Here is a 16058-nt window from a genome sequence, read left to right on the forward strand (position 1 = left end):
CGTTCCGGGGCTGCCGGGGCTGGGGCAGGGGCGGTGGAAGGCCTAGTGCAGGAGCAGTTGCACGCCGCCCACGATCGTCGCCGCGATCACAAGTTGTTCGAAGAGTCGCTGGTTGATCCGGTTCACAGCCCGTTTGCCGATCAGCGCACCGGGCACGACGAACGCCACGAGCGCGGCGTCAAGGAGCAGTGACCGCCCGTCGATCAGGCCCAGGCCCACGCTGAACGGCACCTTCGAGACGTTCACGATGAGGAAGAAGAAGGCGGAGGTGCCGAGGAAGCCGAGCTTGCGGAAGCCCGCGGAGAGCAGGTACAGCGACATCACCGGCCCGGCCGCGTTGGCGACCATAGTGGTGAACCCGCCGAGCACACCGTAGGAGTGGGCCTTCATCCGGCCCGCCCGGGTCGTCACCGCCTCCGGCGCGGGCGGGGTCTCGGCCGTCCGTCGGCGCCACACCGTCACCCCGGCCATCAGCAGGAGGATCGCGCCGATCGAGACCCGTACCATCCCGTCGCCGGCCCACACCAGGAACAGCGTGCCGGCCACCACGCCCGCCGCCACGGCCGGGAACAGCCGCCACAGCGTGGGCCAGTGCGCGTGCCGCCGGTAGGTGAGGACGGCGAGCACGTCCCCGGCGATCAGGAGGGGCAGCAGGATGCCGGTGGAGGCGCGGGCGGGCAGGATCGCCGCGAAGATCGCGAGGCTGACCGTGTTGGCCCCGCTGACCGCGGTCTTGGAGAAGCCGACGAGCAGGGCCGCGAAGGCGAGCGCGGCGAACTCCCAGCCTGATATGTGCCAGAGCGTCATCGTGTTCATGCGGGGACCGATGCTATGCGCACGCATCGGCCTCGCGTAAGCACCGTCTCGCGGGCCGGTCCATGACGCCGCCGGTTCGCCCGCCCCGCCGGATACGGGCCCGGCCCGCGCGACGCGCCCGGGCCCCGGCCTCCGACCCGATCCCGGCCCCGACCTCGGCACCGGTTGTGGTCTCCGTCTCCGGCCACGGCACACGTCGTGGCACCCACCGGCCCGACGCCGGCACCGCTCACGGCATCCGCCGTACGGCCGGCCCCTCTCCCCCGGCCCCCGTGCCGCCCTACGTCACCGTCCCGTGTACCGCGCCCGCAGCTCCCGCTTGAGCACCTTCATGCTCGGTCCGAGCGGCAGGGTGTCCGTGAACTCCACGCGGCGCGGGTACTTGTGCCGGCCGAGGTGCTGCTTGGACCACTCGGTGAGGGCGGCGGCGTCCGGTGTGGTGCCGGGGGCCGGGACGGCGACGGCGCAGATCTCCTCGCCGTGCAGTTCGTCGGGCAGGCCGATGACGGCGACCTGGGCGATGTCCGGGTGCCGCATCAGGACCTCCTCGACCTCGCGCGGGTAGACGTTGTAGCCGCCGCGGATGATGACGTCCTTCTTGCGGTCGACGATCCGCAGGAAGCCCTCGTCGTCCTTGACACCGAGGTCGCCGGTGCGGAACCAGCCGTCCACCAGGGCCTCGGCGGTGGCCTCGGGACGGCCCAGGTAGCCGGAGAAGACGTTGTGGCCGCGGATGACGACCTCGCCCAGCTCGCCGGGCGGCAGCAGCTCGATCCGGTCCTCCGCCTCGGCGCGGGCGATCTCCGCGTCGACGCCCCACAGCGGGTGCCCGATGGTGCCGGGCCTGGTGCCGAACACCGGCTGGTTGACGGTGGCGGCCGGCGAGGTCTCCGACAGTCCGTAGCCCTCGTAGACCTCCGTCCCGAACGCGGCCTCGAACCGCTCCAGTACCGCGACCGGGAGCGAGGCCCCGCCGGAGATGCACACCCGCAGTCCGGGAAGCCGTTCGGCGTCGGCGGCCGCCGCGGCGAGGGCCACGAACATGGTGGGCACGCCGTGGAAGGTGTTCACATCCTCCCGCACCATCAGCTCGATGGCCCGGGCCGCGTCGAAGCGGGGCAGCAGCACGAGTGTGGCGCCGGCCCGCCAGGTGGAGTTCAGCGAGACGGTCTGGCCGAAGGCGTGGAACAGCGGCAGTGCGCCGAGGGCGATGTCGTCGGCGCGGATGTCGTGGGCGTCGAAGGCGTTGACGGTCGCGTTCATCACCAGGTTGAAGTGGCTGAGGACGGCGCCCTTGGGGACACCGGTCGTACCGCTGGTGTAGAAGACCACCGCGGGATCGTCGGCGGCGCGGGTGACGTAGGAGGGCAGCGGCTCGGCGTCGGCCGCCAGCTTGTCCAGCTCCTCGCCCAGCGTGACCACTCGGACGCCGACCGCCTCGGCCGCGGCCCGGCCGGTTACGGCCTGCGCCGGGTGGACGAGCAGCACGGTGGCCCCGCTGTCCTTCAGCACGTGCTGGACCTCGTCGGCCGACAGCAGCAGGTGGACCGGGACGACGACACCGCCCGCCGCGGCGATCGCGTAGTAGGCGACCGGGAACTCGGCGGTGTTGGGGGCCATGAGGGCGATCCGGTCGCCGGGCCGTACGCCGAGGCCGGTGAGCGCGCCCGCCCGGGCGAGCGCCCGCCGCCACACCTCGGCGAAGGTGAGCCGCAGTTCGCCCTCGACCAAGGCGGTCTTGCGGGGGCGGCGCCGGGCGTTCTCGGCGAGTATGGCGGCGACGGACAGGGTTGCCATGGAGTGCTGCTCCGTTTCCTTGCTGCGGCTCGTGCTACCGGATCCCCGTGCGGGGAGCCCCCGTTGACGTCGGCTCAGTCTCGCTCGACCAGCATCGCGGTGCCCTGCCCCACGCCCACGCACATGGTCGCGAGGCCGCGCCGGGCGCCCGTGCGCCGCATGCGGTGCAGCAGGGTGGTGAGGATGCGGGCGCCGGAGCAGCCGAGGGGGTGGCCGAGGGCGATGGCACCGCCGGTGGGGTTCACCAGGTCGGGGTCGAGGCCCAGTTGGTCGACGCAGGCGAGGGCCTGGGCGGCGAACGCCTCGTTCAGCTCGGCCTCCTCGATGTCGCCGGTCTCCCAGCCGGCCCGGGTGAGCACCTTGCGGGTGGCGGGGACCGGGCCGAGGCCCATCACGTCGGGGTGGACGCCCGCGGAGGCGCCCGCGACATACCGGCCGAGGGACTCCAGGCCCAGTTCGTTCAGGGCCTCTTCGCTGACCAGCAGCAGACCGGCGGCGCCGTCGTTCATCGGCGAGGCGTTCCCGGCCGTGACGGTGCCGCCCGCACGGAAGGCCGGCTTGAGACGGGCCAGCTTCTCCAGCGAGGTGTCCTCGCGGACGCACTCGTCGTGCTCGACGGTGACGCCGTCCGGGCGCTCCACGGGCAGGAGTTCGTCGTCGAAGTGGCCGTTCTTGCGGGCGGCGGCGGCGAGTTGGTGGCTACGCAGGGCGAACTCGTCCTGGCGGGCACGGGAGATGCCGAGGCGAGCGGCGACCTCCTCGGCGGTCTCGCCCATGGAGAGCAGGCCGTGCAGCTCCTTCATGGCGGGGTTGACCAGGCGCCAGCCGAGCCGGGTGTCGTGGGTCTCCATGCGGTGCGGCAGGGCCTCGTCGGGCCGGGGCAGCACGAACGGGGCGCGGCTCATCGACTCGGAGCCGCCGGCGATCACGATGTCGGCCTCGCCCGCGGCGATGGTGCGGGCGGCGGCGGTGACCGCTTCGAGTCCGGAGGCGCACAGCCGGTTGACGGTGGCGCCGGGCACGGAGTCGGGCAGGCCGGCGAGCAGGGCGGCCATGCGGGCGACGTTCCGGTTGTCCTCGCCGGCCTGGTTGGCGGCGCCCCAGTACACGTCGTCGACGCGGGCCGGGTCGAGCGCGGGCACGTCGGCCACCAGGTGGCGGATCACGGTCGCTGCCAGATCGTCGGGGCGGACCGAGGAGAGGGCACCTCGCACCTTGCCGATGGGGGTGCGGCGGGCGATCGCGAAATGGACGGGACGCACGGCGGGACTCCTGACCTACGACATTGTGGATCACGGACCTGTGCAGCATTAATTAGCACTGCTAGTTTTGGACTATAGACCTCCGGCCGCCCCGCTGGGAAGCTCCCCCCGGGGCTTCGCCGGCGGGAACGGGAGGAGACATGCACCACGTCCGCGAGCACGTCCTCGACGGCACGCGCGGAGCCCTCGCCGTACGCGAGTGGCCGCACCCGGAGCCCCGCCTGCTGGCGCTCCTGGTGCACGGGTACGGCGAGCACATCGGCCGGTACGAGGAACTGGCCGGCGTGCTCACCGGGTACGGGGCCGCCGTCTACGGGCCCGACCACACCGGCCACGGCCGGTCGGCCGGGGAGCGGGTGCTGATCGAGGACTTCGAGGACGTGGTCACCGATGTGCACGCCGTCGCGGACCTCGCCCGGGCCGCGCATCCCGGTCTGCCGCTGGTCCTGGCGGGCCACTCGATGGGCGGGCTGATCGCGGCCCGCTACGCCCAGCGGTACGGCGACGGGCTGAGCGCGCTGGTGCTGTCCGCGCCGGTGATCGGCGCCTGGGAGCTGCCGGGGCGGCTGCTGGCCCTGGAGGAGATCCCGGACACGCCGGTCAGCCCTTCCGCGCTGTCCCGGGACCCGGCCGTGGGCGCCGCCTACGCGGCCGATCCGCTGGTCTGGCACGGGCCCATGAAGCGGCCGACGCTCCGGGCGTTCGCCCGCACCCTGGAGACCGTCGCCCGGGGCGGTGACGTGGGCCGGCTGCCGTTGCTGTGGCTGCACGGCGACGACGACCGGCTGGTGCCGCTGTCCGGGAGCCGGCCCGGAGTGGAGCGGCTGAGCGGCGGCCGGCTGACCGAGCGGATCTTCCCCGGGGCACGGCACGAGGTGTTCCACGAGACGGACCGTACGACGGCCCACACGGAGCTGCTCCGCTTCCTGGACCGAGTACTCCCCCTCTGACCGACCGAGCCTGCCACGCGCCGGCGCCTGCCCTCCCCAGCCGAGGCTGCCACGCCGACAGGGCAGGCGCTGCCGTATGCCGGGGCGCCACCTCAGCCGACGGACCGAGCCCGCCACACACCGAGCACCGCCTCCGCCGCACAGCCGAGGCCGCCCCACCGTCCGGCCGGCACCATCGCCCGAGCCTCCACCGATCAGCCGACGCTCCCGCGACCGGCCGCCGCGCCCACCGATCGATCCGCGTGCGCTCCCGCACCCCGAGTGCCTCGCCCGCCGGTGACCCGACGTCGCCGCATCCCCGGCATGCCCTCGCCACCCCGCGCCCCTCAGCGGATGCCGCCCCCGCTGATCAGCCGGTTTGTCTGCGTGTGCCGGGGGCACCCGCCCTTTCGGACATGGCTGAGGAAAGTTGAGGAAAGGGGACCAGCGCATCATGACCGTGGTCAAGAGCACTCTGTCCGAGGACGCGCTCGGCGTCACCGGTACCGCCCTGCAGGACACCCTGGTCGATCTGCTCGGGCTGTCACTGGTCGGCAAGCAGGCGCACTGGAACATCGTGGGCCCGCGGTTCCGGTCGATCCACCTCCAGCTGGACGAGGTGGTCGCCACGGCCCGCGCCCACTCCGACACGGTGGCCGAACGGGCCGCCGCGCTGGGCGTGTCGCCGGACGGCCGGCCGGAGACCATCGCCGCCACCTTCGCGCTGCCCGGCACCAAGGACGGCTGGCTGCGCGACACCGAGGTCGTGGAGCTGATGGTGTCCTCGCTGGAGGCGGCCATCGGACGGCTGCGGGAGCGGATCGCGGCGACCGAGAAGGCCGACCCGGTCAGCCAGGACCTGCTCATCACCATCACCGCCGATCTGGAGAAGCAGCGCTGGATGTTCGAGGCGGAGAACCACCCCCGCGACACGGACGCCGGCTGATCCCGGAGCCCGACGGCCCCGCACGCCGTCCCGCCCCCGGCGGGACAGAACACGGAAGGGAGAACCCATGGCCGACTCCCCGGAACCCGACACGCTGTGGGACGACTTCCACCGCGTGGTGAACATGACCTCGGCGGAGCTCGCGGACTGGCTGAAGGTCCGGGACGCCGGCGAGGAGACCGAACCGCTGCCGGAGGCGGCGGGCACGGAGACCGGGAAGCATGTCCTGGCGATCCTGCAGAAACGCCGTACCGACCTGACCCACGACGACGTCCGCGTGATGCGGCAGGTCGTGGACACGGTCGGTGAGCTGGTGGACGTGGAGAACGAACCCGCGCCGGAGACCGCCCGGGACACCGGCCGCCGGCACCGGCTGATGACACTGGGCCACGACCCGCTCAAGCCGTAGGCCACTAACCGTGATGCCGTACCGGCTGCTGGTGCCGTCCCTGCCGCTCGGCCCCCGTGGGCCCGGGCGCCGGCCGCGGTGGCCGCCGCCCGGGCCCACGGGGGCTGGGGCTGTCCAGGTGCTCCTCGTGCGGGAGACGGCGCCGAGCTGCTCGACGAACGCCGGGCCGGCGATCTGCGCCGGCTGTCCCGGAAGGCCGAAGACGACATCCGCACGCTGCGGGGCCTGATCCAGGAGGAGCCCGGCATCGGCCCGGCCGACGCCCGGTCAGCGTCCCGGGCGGCGCCGGATGAACAGGTGGCCGAGGACCGTCTGCGCCGCACCGCATGATCGTGCCAGACTGCTCCCGCGCGTCCCGGACCGACCGCCGGGACCGGACGGGGAGGAGCGGCCGCATGCCGGAGACCGGACCGGACATCCAGGACATCGACACCAGCCGGCCGCATCCGGCCCGGGTCTACGACTGGTTCCTCGGCGGCAAGGACAACTATCCGGTCGACGAGGAACTGGGCCGGCGGATCGCGGCGATCGACGCCGGCTCCGCGCCCCGGACCGCCCGCGCCAACCGGGCGTTCATGCGCCGCGCCACCCGGACGCTGGCGACGCGGCACGGCATCCGCCAGTTCCTGGACATCGGCACCGGCATCCCCACCGAGCCCAACCTGCACCAGATCGCCCAGTCCGCGGCCCCCGACGCCCGGGTCGTCTACGTCGACAACGATCCCATCGTGCTGGCCCACGCGGGCGCCCTGCTGGTCGGCACGCCGGAGGGCGTGACGGAGTACGTGCAGGCCGACGCCCGCGATCCGCGCACCATCCTGGAACGCGCCGCCCGCGTCCTGGACCTCGGCCGCCCGGTGGCCCTCTCCCTCGTCGCCCTGCTGCACTTCGTCGCCGACGAGGACGGCGCCCGCGACCTGGTCCGCACCCTGGTCGACGCGCTGGCCCCGGGCAGCGCGCTGGTGCTGTCCACCATGACCGCCGACTTCGAGCCGGAGAACGTCGGGAAGGGCATCGCCGCCTACGCGGCCGGCGGAGTGACCCTGGTGGCCCGCTCGCACGCCGAGGTGGGCACGTTCTTCGCCGGGCTCGGCCTGCTGGAGCCGGGCATCGTGCCGGTCACCGACTGGCGCCCCGACGAGCCGCCGGCCGGCGGCGGCCCGGTCTCCCTGTACGGCGGGGTCGCGCTCAAGCCCTGAACCCCCGGAAGCGGCCCGTGGCCCGGCCGCTACAGGCCGAGCACGTGCGCGATGGTCCGCAGGACGCCGGCGTCGTTGTTGGACGGAGCCAGGTGGCGGGCCCGGCGGATCACCTCGGGGTGGGCGCCGGCCATGGCGAAGGACCACTCGGCGGCGTCGAGCATCCCCAGGTCGTTCAGGTAGTCGCCGAACACCATGGTCTGGGCGGGCGTGATGCCGAGCGCCCGCTGGAGGCCGCGCACGGCGGTGCCCTTGTCGGCGGTGCGGTTCATCACGTCCACCCAGTGCTCGCCGGAGACGACGACCCGGTGGGTGGCGGCGAACCCGGCGAGGGCCGGGGCGACGGTGTGCTCGGCGGCCCCGAAGTCGAACACCGCCACCTTGATCACGTCGTCCTCGACGGCGGTGACGTCCTCCACGATCCGGTGCTCGGCGTAGTACTGGCGCACCTCGGCCAGGAACGCCTCGTCGGTCCGCTCGACGTACGCCGCCCGCTTGCCGCAGACGACGGCTCCGACGTCCGCGCCGTCCGCGGCCAGCCGCCGTACCGCCCGCGCGATCTCCGCCGCGACGGGGCCCGCGAGCGGGTCGGAACCCAGCTCCACGCCGTCGCGGACCACGTACGTGCCGTTCTCCGCGATGAACACCATGCCCTCGGCGACCTGCTCGAACTGCCGGTACAAGGTGGCGTACTGCCGTCCGCTGGCCGGGCTGAACAGCACCCCGCGGCGGCGCAGCTCGGCGAGCATCGGCCACAGGCCCTCGGGAATCCGCTTGGCGTCGTCCAACAGCGTGCCGTCCATGTCGGTGACGATCAGCCGGATGTCGGCGGGGCCGGCGGGCAGGGCGGAGGTGTCGGGGAGGGGCGCGGGTATGGCGGGCATGTCCTGCTTCCGGTCGGGTGCGGGGATACCGGTCCAGTGTTCCTCATCGGCCCGGCGGTCCCCGAACCCCCCGGTGTTCCGTTTCCCGGGACAGCGCGATCACCGGAAGGCACAATGACCGCGAAGAACAGCACGTGAGAAGGGCAGACAGGTGAGCAACGGCCACTCCCCGGCGACCGGGACGGCACGGCTGGACACCAGCGTCGCGCACAACGCGCGGGTCTGGAACCACTGGCTGGGCGGCAAGGACAACTACGAGGTCGACCAGCGGGTGGGCGAGCAGATCGCCGGGATGTTCCCGGTGATCCGGGCCGTGGCCCGCGCGGACCGGGACTTCCTGGGCCGGGCGGTGCGGTACCTGGCCGCCGAGCGCGGGATACGGCAGTTCCTCGACATCGGCACCGGGCTGCCCACGGCCGACAACACCCACGAGATAGCCCAGCGGATCGCACCCGGGTCGCGGATCGTGTACGTCGACAACGACCCGATCGTGCTGGTGCACGCCCGCTCGCTGCTGACCAGCTCGCCCGAGGGCGCCACCGACTACATCGACGCCGACGTGCGCGACCCGGACGTCATCGTGCGGGGCGCCGCCGCCACCCTCGACCTGGAGCGGCCGGTCGCGGTGATGATGCTGGGCATCCTGAACTTCGTACCGGACACCGGCGAGGCCCGGGACGTCGTGCGCCGGATCATGGCGGCCGTTCCCTCCGGCAGCCATCTGGTGCTCACCCATCCGACCTACGACGCCGAGGCGGGCGGTGCGGGCAACGTCCCCGCGATGGAGTTCTGGAACGCCCACGCCACTCCGCCGATCACCGCCCGCAGCCGCGACGAGATCGCCGGTTTCCTCGACGGTCTGGAGCCGGTCGAGCCCGGACTGGTGCCGTGCTCGCGGTGGCGCGCCGGGGCGGAGGCCGCCGTGGTGCCGCAGTACGGCGCGGTGGCCGTGAAACCCTGACCCCGGCCCCGGCCGTCCCCCGCCGGCCGGGCCCGTCGAGGAGGACGCATGACCACGCTCGCCGACCCCCGCCCCGGTGGCCGCCCCGGCGACCTGGAACGGGTTCCCGCCCTCAGCACCGGCCTGGCGGCCCGGGGCGTGCACGGCATCGTCCTGGCGTACGTGGACACGGCGGGCATCTGCCGGGTCAAGACGATCCCGACGGCACGGCTGGCGGCGGCCGTGGCCTGGGGGGTCGGCATGTCGCCGGTGTTCGACACGTTCCTCGCCGACGACTCCGTCGTCACCACCGACGTCCTCGGCTCCCCCGACGGCGACCTCCGGCTCTACCCCGACCTCGACCACCTCGTGCCGCTGGCCGGGCAGCCGGGCTGGGCGTGGGCGCCGGTGGACCGGATCACCCAGGAGGGCGAACGGCATCCCGGCTGCGCCCGGACCTTCCTGCGCCGGACCGTCGCGGACGCCGCCGACCGCCACGGCCTCGCCTTCAAGGCGGCGATCGAGATCGAGTGGGCCGTGGGCACCGCTTCTGCGCCCGCCGACGAGTTCGTGCCGGCCGCCACCGGCCCGGCCTACGGCGCCGTCCGGCAGGTGGAGCTGAGCGACTACACCGCCGAACTGCTGGCCGCGCTCGCCGCCCAGGGCGTGGACGTCGACCAGATCCATCCCGAGTACGCGCCCGGTCAGTTCGAGGTCTCGGTGGGCGCGCTGGACCCGGTGGCGGCGGCCGACCGCAGCGTGCTGGTACGGCAGACGATCCGGGCGGTGGCCCGACGGCACCGGCTGCGCGTCTCCTTCGCGCCCGCCTATCTCCCCGAAGGGGTCGGCAACGGCGGCCATCTGCACCTGTCGTGCTGGCGCGACGGGGTGAACCTGCACTCCGGCGGCGAGGGCCGGTACGGCATGACGGCCACGGCCCAGTCGTTCCTGGCCGGGGTCCTCGCCCATCTGCCCGGCCTGACCGCGGTGACCGCGCCGAGCCCGGCCAGCTATCTGCGGCTCCAGCCCTCCCAGTGGGCGGGGGTGTTCACCGCCTGGGGCCGGGAGACCCGCGAGGCGGCCGTACGGATCGTCACCGGCACCGCGGGCCGCCGGGACCAGGACGCCAACATGGAGGTCAAACCCGTCGACCTGGCCGCCAACCCGTATCTGGCGCTGGGCTGTGTGATCGCCGCCGGCATCGACGGCATCACGGCCGGCCGTCCGCTGGGCGAGGAGATCACCGGCGACCCGGCCCGCTACGGCCCCGAGGAGGCGGCGGCCCTGGGCGTACGACGGCTGCCGCGGTCGCTGCCGCAGGCCGTCGAGGAGTTCCGCGCCGACCCGGTGCTGCGGACCGCGCTGGGCCCGGTCCTCGCGGACGCGGTGAGCGCCGTACGGCTCGGCGAGGCGGCGGCCGTCGAGGGCCTCGCCCCCACCGCGCTGGCGGCGGCCTACCGGTGGGCGTACTGACCGTGGCCGCGCCGGGACCGGTCCACGAGGCACTCGCCGCGCTGCCGCTGGTGGACCACCACTGCCACGGCGCGGTGACCGCCGATCTGGCCGCCGGGGAGTTCGCCTCCCTGCTCACCGAGGGCGCGGCCTGGCCCGGCGTCTCCCCCTTCGACACCCCCGCCGGCGTGGCCGTACGCCGCCACTGCGCTCCCCTGCTGGACCTGCCCCGGCACGCCCCGCCCGCCGACTACGTCGCGCGGCGCGCCCAGCTCGGCTGGCAGGAGGTCAACCGGCGCTTCCTGACGGCGTCCGGGGCCGGAGTGTTCTGCGTGGACACCGGCTTCGCCCCGCACCCGGTCACCACCCCCGCCGAGCTGGCCGCGGCGGCCGGCGCCACCGCCTGCGAGGTCGTACGGCTGGAGCAGGTCGCGGAGGCGGTGCTGGCGCGGGGTGTGGAGCCGGGCGAGTACGCGGCGGTGTTCCGCGCCGCCGCCGAGGAGGCCGTACGGCGGCCCGGTGTGGTGGCGGTGAAGTCGGTCGCCGCCTACCGCACGGGCTTCGCCCTGGACCCCGGGCGCCCCACGGACGCCGAGGTGACCCGGGCGGTTAGGCGCCGGCCGGCGCACGGCGGCCGCCTCGCCGACCCGGTGCTGGTACGGCACCTGCTGTGGACCGCCGTCGATCTGGGGCTGCCGCTGCAACTGCACACCGGCTTCGGCGACGCGGACCTGCGGCTGCACCGCGCCGACCCGGCCCTGCTCACCGACTGGCTGCACCGGACGGCCGGCACGGTGCCGGTCCTGCTGCTGCACTGCTGGCCGTACCACCGCCAGGCGGCGTATCTCGCCGCGGTGTTCGAGCAGGTGTACCTGGACGTCGGCCTCGCCCTGCACCACACCGGCCCGGCCCGCTGCCGGGCGGTGCTGGAGGAGGCCCTGGAGGTGACCCCGTTCCGCAAACTGCTGTACAGCTCCGATGCTTACGGTGTGGCCGAGTTCCACCACCTGGGCGCGCTGTGCTTCCGCCGGGGCCTCGCCGGTCTGCTGCAGGACCGGGTGGACGCCGACGAGCTGAGCCTGGCCGACGCCCTGCGGATCGCCGACTGGACGGGCCGGGACAACGCCCGCCGGCTGTACGGACCGCCCGTATCCGAACCCGCCCGCGATCCCGGCGGGCGCCCCTCGCGGAAAGTATGATCAAGCAATGTCTGACATGACCGAGACCACGCCCGGCTGGCTGACCACGGACGAACTGGAGATGGCCAGGGCCCGGATGCCGATCCTGTACGTCGAGGCCGTGCCCGTGCGCGTGGACGACAGCGGTGAGGTCACCAGCATCGGGCTGCTGCTGCGGATCGGCCCGGACGGCACGGTCAGCCGGGCCCTCGTCTCCGGCCGGGTCCTGCACCACGAGCGGGTCCGCGACGCGCTGCTGCGGCACCTGGAGAAGGACCTCGGGCCGGTCGCCCTGCCCCGCGTCCCCACGTCCCTGCAGCCGTTCACGGTCGCGGAGTACTTCCCGACGGCGGGCGTCACGCCGTACCACGACCCGCGCCAGCACGCGGTGTCCCTGGCCTACATCGTGCCGGTGGCCGGCGACTGCCGGCCCCGCCAGGACGCCCTGGACCTCGTCTGGTTCAGCCCCCGGGAGGCCGCCTCCCCGGCCGTCCAGAGCGAGATGCCGGGCGGCCACGGGGTCCTGCTGAAGCAGGCGCTGGCGCATGTGGGACTGGTGTCCTGAGCCCGTGCCGGGAGGGCGCGTGCGGGAGACGAACCGGCTGACGGTGCGGGCGGGCGTGCCTGGCCGGAAGCGGTCCCGTCCGGACCCGGCGCCCGCGCGCGCCTGACCGTGCGGGCCGGTGACCATTGCGGGCCGGGGCCGGTCGAGTTCACCGTCCGCTGTCCGCACGGGCTGTTGCCGAGGCGGCGCCGGGCTTCCTCCGCGCGCGGGCCGCGGCTCGACGGTGCGGCTCGAACCCCGGCAGGTGCGGTCCGGTGCCCCGTCAGCATCCCTCTGTGAGGTCCACGAGCATCCAGGGTGCCGGTCCGGTGCCGTCGTGCCATGCCCGCAGGGCCGGCCGGTCGAAGCAGAGGATCCCGCACTGTTCGGCGTACTCGGCGGCCGGTGCGGTGAAGTCGCTGGTGGTGACGAGGACCGCGACGTCGGCCTCGTGCACGGTGTAGCAGGTGCCGCCGAAGCGCTGCAGGTCCTGGGAGCCGACCCGGTGACCGTCGCCGTAGCGCTTGCACTGGATGACGACCCGCCGCCCGTCGGGTGCCACGGCCAGCACATCGGCGCCCAAGTCCCCGGCACCGCCGACGACTTCGACACCGGTGCAGCCGTCCCGTTCGCACAGTACGGCCACCGCCTGCTCGAACTCGTCGGCGTCCAGGGCGTCGTAGTCGTACGCGGGGACACCGGTGACGTACCGGTCACCGGCGGCCGGGACGGGCGGCGCGGGCGCCTTCCACTCCTCCAGCGCCGTGTGCACGCCTTCTTCCAGTGCCGCGGCGGCCCTTCGGGCGGTCCGGGCGCCGGAGAGGCGGTGCCGCCGGCGCCCCCAGGCGAGGACGGCGGCGAGACCGACCAGGCAGAGGACGGCCACCCAGGCGGGGCGCCGCTCGGCGGTCCCGGCCAGCGTACGGACGGCGAAACCGAGGACACACACGGCGAGGGCGAGAAGCACGAAGAACAGGGCGGTCGCGCGTAGGTCGAACGACCGGCGGCCGGCGCGTGGTCGTATGCGGCGTGCGGGCATGGTCACGAGGTGACGCCCCCTTCCCCTGACGGAACATGAAGATCAGTTCCGTCTGCCCGCAAAGCGCGTGCCCCACAACTCCGGCGCGTCCTCGGAGGATCGCCGGACACGGGCCCCGCGCCATCGTGTCGTTCCGCGGCCGGCCTCGGGCGACCGCACAGACCGGTCCCCGGGCACGAGCCGAGGGCCGGTCTCGGACACTGCCGAAACCGGCCCCTGGTCCGCGACCAGGAACGAACCCGCTCCCGGCTCGCGAGAGACGGTCAGTGAGTGTGCTGGTGCATCGACGGGCGGACGGAGGGCGGCGTGGCAACGTGCCGCGCGGGAGCCTTCTCGGGCGCCTTCGGCCGGCCGGCGTGGAACCGGGCGGGTGAGACGAACTCGTAGCCCGACCAGATGCCGCCGCCGCGCCACGCGGAGCCGTCCCAGACGTAGGCCGAGGCGAGGGTCTGGTAGTAGCCCTCCCCGCAGGCCTGCCACCCGCCCCAGTTGTAGACCATCTCCGGCCCATAGGGTCCGGGGAACTCGCCTCCCGTCTGGCCCGTGGCGCCGTACTTCCAGGCGCTGGTGCGGCACACCGCCCAGGCGGAGCCGTTCCACCGGTAGACGGTGGCTCGCGTGGCGGCCCAGCCGTCGGGCCTGGACAGACCGGTCCCGCACCCTTGGGTGAGGGCGTAGGTGTGGGAGTACGCCAGGTTGCCGGACAGCGCGCCGGGTCGCACGTGGTCGATTCCCGCGTCCCCTTGGACGCACAGGCCGGAACCGTTGTACACGGTCACTTCCCTGGCCCAGGTCCAGGCGTTCGCCGGTTGCGTCCAGACGGCGGCCATCAGCAAGGTGACGGCCGTGCACAGCGCGGCTTTCAGAGTCAGGCGGAATGCTGCCATGGTCCCTCCGTTTCTCGATGCGCCGGTGGACCGGGCTCTCGCGGGCGGAGCGGTGCGGAGCCGGACGGCGCGATGGGTTCCGGTGGTGACGGTCAGAACAGGAGCGGCCGGCGGGACACGCTGGGAACGGGTGACCTGGCCGGCGTACTCACGGCCCCACGGGAGGAGGCGTTTCCGGGACCGCGAACCAGATGACCCCGAGAGGGTGAGCCTCCCTCGACTCACCGCCTCCCACCATAGGTGATCCGGTCGCCTCACGCCTGTCGGCGGTTGCCCGGCAGCGGGCCCGAAAGACCGGTCGGGCGGGACGCGTTCGCCGCCGGTTCGGCCTCCAGGTGGCGTTCTCCGCGCGGTCACGCCGACGTTGTGAGGCTCCCTGGTGCTCTTCCGGCAGCGCCCGCGGGGCCATAGGGCCATGCCCCCGGGACGGCCGCTCAGCGCCTCGTCTCGTACCTGGTCAGGATCACACCACAGGGAAACGTCCGCGTCTCCACCAGCTTCAGGTCCACCCAGTTGTCCAGTGCGGTGAAGAACGGCGTGCCGCCGCCCACCAGGACCGGCGCGGTGGCCAGCATGTACTCGTCGATCAGGCCGGCCCGCATGGCCGCCCCGGCGAGCGTCGCGCCGCCGATGTCCATCGGGCCGCCGTCCTCGGCCCTGAGCCGCGTGATCTCGGCGACCGCGTCGCCGGTGACCAGGCGGGTGTTCCAGCCGACCTCGTCGATCGTCGAGGAGAACACCACCTTCGGCATGTCCCGCCAGCGGCGCGCATACTCGATCTCCGCCGGGGTGGCGTCCGGCTGCTGGTCGCCGGTCGGCCAGTAGGAGCTCATCGTCTGCCACAGCTTGCGCCCGTACAGCGTCAGGTCGGTCGCCTGCAACCGGTCGGACCAGAACCGGAACAGCTCGTCGCTCGGCACGCTCCAGCCGATGTCGTCACCGGGCGCGGCGATGTAGCCGTCCAGGCTCATATTCATGCCGTAGATCAATTTCCGCATGGCGTCAGCCTTCCGTGAGTCGGTGGCCTGCTGACTCTCAACCGCCCCGCCTCTTCACCGCCTGGGTGGAACAGGTCTACCACCGACGGGTCCGCTCCGAGACCGCTGATCGACTCCGCGCGCGCGAAGGAGCGTGGCCGGCGGATCGACTACGCTATCTTCCTGCCGAGCCGGGACCAGCCGATCGAGGCCGTCGAACCCGTCACGCGGACGCTTGGGCGCCTGGCTCCGGGACCATCTGGAAATCGACGAAAAACGTGCCGGGGTCGCCAGGCACGACACGGCAACTGAAGTGGCGCCCAAGCAGAGAACTGACGCTGATTTCGAGGTTCTGCGAGAGAACGGCGGCCGAGCCGACGTACTTGTTCGTCGGGTCGTCGACGGCATGGGCATCGACGAGCGCTCCACGGACCCCGGTCACGACGTATGCGACCCGTCGACCGCCGCGGAGGTCGGGCTCTTCGTCCTCGTGGTCGCAGTTCACTACGTGGGCGAGCACGTCACCCAGGCCGGTCTTCGGATCGTCGCTCATGAGCGCACACGCTACGTGGCCGCCACGGCAACCGCACAGAGCCCGCGGCTCTCGGTCCGCTCCCGCCGGCGGGGCCGAGCAGGTCGCGCTTCAGCGCGGTCCGCGCCCTTCGATCACCCTCTGCCCCCGGTCGCGGGCCTGGCCCCAACTGGTCCCCAAGGGGCACGTCCGCGCCGCCTCGGACAGACAAAGCGGCTAGTGCGACGACAGATGGGGCGTCATCCTCGTCAACCCACCTACGTGCTC

17 protein-coding genes are annotated in these 16058 nt (G+C 73.4%); 9 read left to right on the top strand and 8 right to left on the bottom strand.

The window, feature by feature from the left end:
• Window positions 1–42 precede the first annotated feature (42 nt).
• From SCK26_RS06415 to SCK26_RS06425, 3 genes are all read right to left on the bottom strand, one after another.
• Window positions 43–816 (bottom strand): sulfite exporter TauE/SafE family protein, encoded by a 774-nt coding sequence (locus tag SCK26_RS06415; RefSeq protein ID WP_318200281.1) that lies wholly within the window; start codon window positions 814–816, stop codon window positions 43–45.
• Between the two features lie 285 nt (window positions 817–1101).
• Window positions 1102–2613: a long-chain fatty acid--CoA ligase gene (locus SCK26_RS06420; RefSeq protein ID WP_318200282.1), complete on the bottom strand. Its 1512-nt coding sequence runs from the start codon at window positions 2611–2613 to the stop codon at window positions 1102–1104.
• 74 nt (window positions 2614–2687) lie between these two features.
• Window positions 2688–3875, bottom strand: coding sequence for a thiolase family protein (locus SCK26_RS06425; protein ID WP_318200283.1), 1188 nt, complete (start codon window positions 3873–3875; stop codon window positions 2688–2690).
• 140 nt (window positions 3876–4015) lie between these two features.
• Here SCK26_RS06425 and SCK26_RS06430 point away from each other — a divergent pair, with 140 nt between their 5' ends.
• The 5 genes from SCK26_RS06430 (at window position 4016) to SCK26_RS06450 (ending at window position 7358) form a co-directional block, all read left to right on the top strand.
• On the top strand, window positions 4016–4825 hold the full coding sequence (locus tag SCK26_RS06430; protein WP_318200284.1) for a lysophospholipase: 810 nt from the start codon (window positions 4016–4018) through the stop codon (window positions 4823–4825).
• 433 nt (window positions 4826–5258) lie between these two features.
• A complete protein-coding gene (locus tag SCK26_RS06435; protein WP_318200285.1) occupies window positions 5259–5750 on the top strand; it encodes a DNA starvation/stationary phase protection protein in 492 nt (163 codons plus the stop codon).
• Between the two features lie 67 nt (window positions 5751–5817).
• The gene (locus SCK26_RS06440; protein ID WP_318200286.1) at window positions 5818–6159 is read left to right on the top strand and encodes a DUF3140 domain-containing protein; all 342 of its coding nucleotides are present in this window, start codon (window positions 5818–5820) and stop codon (window positions 6157–6159) included.
• 78 nt (window positions 6160–6237) lie between these two features.
• Window positions 6238–6489 carry a hypothetical protein gene (locus tag SCK26_RS06445; RefSeq protein WP_318200287.1) on the top strand — a complete coding sequence of 84 codons (252 nt, stop codon included), beginning with the start codon at window positions 6238–6240 and terminating at the stop codon, window positions 6487–6489.
• Window positions 6490–6554: 65 nt separating this feature from the next.
• The gene (locus SCK26_RS06450; RefSeq protein WP_318200288.1) at window positions 6555–7358 is read left to right on the top strand and encodes an SAM-dependent methyltransferase; all 804 of its coding nucleotides are present in this window, start codon (window positions 6555–6557) and stop codon (window positions 7356–7358) included.
• Between the two features lie 29 nt (window positions 7359–7387).
• On the opposite strand, the gene SCK26_RS06455 is transcribed toward SCK26_RS06450, so the two are convergent.
• The gene (locus SCK26_RS06455; protein WP_318200289.1) at window positions 7388–8242 is read right to left on the bottom strand and encodes a Cof-type HAD-IIB family hydrolase; all 855 of its coding nucleotides are present in this window, start codon (window positions 8240–8242) and stop codon (window positions 7388–7390) included.
• A 151-nt stretch (window positions 8243–8393) separates the two neighbouring features.
• On the opposite strand from SCK26_RS06455, the gene SCK26_RS06460 reads away from it, so the two are divergent.
• Genes SCK26_RS06460 through SCK26_RS06475 form a run of 4 tightly spaced genes read left to right on the top strand, consistent with a single transcriptional unit; the run spans window position 8394 to window position 12377 of the window.
• Window positions 8394–9203 (top strand): SAM-dependent methyltransferase, encoded by an 810-nt coding sequence (locus SCK26_RS06460; RefSeq protein WP_318200290.1) that lies wholly within the window; start codon window positions 8394–8396, stop codon window positions 9201–9203.
• A gap of 48 nt (window positions 9204–9251) precedes the next feature.
• Window positions 9252–10655 carry a glutamine synthetase family protein gene (locus SCK26_RS06465; protein ID WP_318200291.1) on the top strand — a complete coding sequence of 468 codons (1404 nt, stop codon included), beginning with the start codon at window positions 9252–9254 and terminating at the stop codon, window positions 10653–10655.
• A 2-nt stretch (window positions 10656–10657) separates the two neighbouring features.
• Window positions 10658–11833: an amidohydrolase family protein gene (locus tag SCK26_RS06470; protein ID WP_318205933.1), complete on the top strand. Its 1176-nt coding sequence runs from the start codon at window positions 10658–10660 to the stop codon at window positions 11831–11833.
• A 16-nt stretch (window positions 11834–11849) separates the two neighbouring features.
• Window positions 11850–12377 (top strand): NUDIX hydrolase family protein, encoded by a 528-nt coding sequence (locus SCK26_RS06475; protein ID WP_318205934.1) that lies wholly within the window; start codon window positions 11850–11852, stop codon window positions 12375–12377.
• A gap of 262 nt (window positions 12378–12639) precedes the next feature.
• On the opposite strand, the gene SCK26_RS06480 is transcribed toward SCK26_RS06475, so the two are convergent.
• The 4 genes from SCK26_RS06480 to SCK26_RS06495 all read right to left on the bottom strand — a co-directional run bounded on the left by SCK26_RS06480 (window position 12640) and on the right by SCK26_RS06495 (window position 15812).
• Window positions 12640–13401: a restriction endonuclease gene (locus tag SCK26_RS06480; RefSeq protein WP_412080714.1), complete on the bottom strand. Its 762-nt coding sequence runs from the start codon at window positions 13399–13401 to the stop codon at window positions 12640–12642.
• Between the two features lie 257 nt (window positions 13402–13658).
• The gene (locus tag SCK26_RS06485; protein WP_318200292.1) at window positions 13659–14282 is read right to left on the bottom strand and encodes a hypothetical protein; all 624 of its coding nucleotides are present in this window, start codon (window positions 14280–14282) and stop codon (window positions 13659–13661) included.
• Window positions 14283–14716: 434 nt separating this feature from the next.
• Window positions 14717–15280, bottom strand: coding sequence for a dihydrofolate reductase family protein (locus SCK26_RS06490; RefSeq protein ID WP_318200293.1), 564 nt, complete (start codon window positions 15278–15280; stop codon window positions 14717–14719).
• A gap of 202 nt (window positions 15281–15482) precedes the next feature.
• Entirely contained in the window at window positions 15483–15812 is a 330-nt protein-coding gene (locus SCK26_RS06495; RefSeq protein ID WP_318200294.1) for a hypothetical protein, read from the bottom strand.
• Between the last annotated feature and the right edge of the window lie 246 nt (window positions 15813–16058).

The organism is Streptomyces sp. SCL15-4, assembly GCF_033366695.1.
Lineage (GTDB): Bacteria > Actinomycetota > Actinomycetes > Streptomycetales > Streptomycetaceae > Streptomyces.

Bases quoted from the DNA above. Each gene is read 5' to 3' on its own strand.
- SCK26_RS06420 (WP_318200282.1), bottom strand. From the start codon at position 2,613: ATGGCAACCCTGTCCGTCGCCGCCATACTCGCCGAGAACGCCCGGCGC.
- SCK26_RS06415 (WP_318200281.1), bottom strand. From the start codon at position 816: ATGAACACGATGACGCTCTGGCACATATCAGGCTGGGAGTTCGCCGCG.
- SCK26_RS06485 (WP_318200292.1), bottom strand. From the start codon at position 14,282: ATGGCAGCATTCCGCCTGACTCTGAAAGCCGCGCTGTGCACGGCCGTC.
- SCK26_RS06495 (WP_318200294.1), bottom strand. From the start codon at position 15,812: ATGAGCGACGATCCGAAGACCGGCCTGGGTGACGTGCTCGCCCACGTA.
- SCK26_RS06430 (WP_318200284.1), top strand. From the start codon at position 4,016: ATGCACCACGTCCGCGAGCACGTCCTCGACGGCACGCGCGGAGCCCTC.
- SCK26_RS06435 (WP_318200285.1), top strand. From the start codon at position 5,259: ATGACCGTGGTCAAGAGCACTCTGTCCGAGGACGCGCTCGGCGTCACC.
- SCK26_RS06450 (WP_318200288.1), top strand. From the start codon at position 6,555: ATGCCGGAGACCGGACCGGACATCCAGGACATCGACACCAGCCGGCCG.
- SCK26_RS06440 (WP_318200286.1), top strand. From the start codon at position 5,818: ATGGCCGACTCCCCGGAACCCGACACGCTGTGGGACGACTTCCACCGC.
- SCK26_RS06455 (WP_318200289.1), bottom strand. From the start codon at position 8,242: ATGCCCGCCATACCCGCGCCCCTCCCCGACACCTCCGCCCTGCCCGCC.
- SCK26_RS06490 (WP_318200293.1), bottom strand. From the start codon at position 15,280: ATGCGGAAATTGATCTACGGCATGAATATGAGCCTGGACGGCTACATC.
- SCK26_RS06475 (WP_318205934.1), top strand. From the start codon at position 11,850: ATGACCGAGACCACGCCCGGCTGGCTGACCACGGACGAACTGGAGATG.
- SCK26_RS06465 (WP_318200291.1), top strand. From the start codon at position 9,252: ATGACCACGCTCGCCGACCCCCGCCCCGGTGGCCGCCCCGGCGACCTG.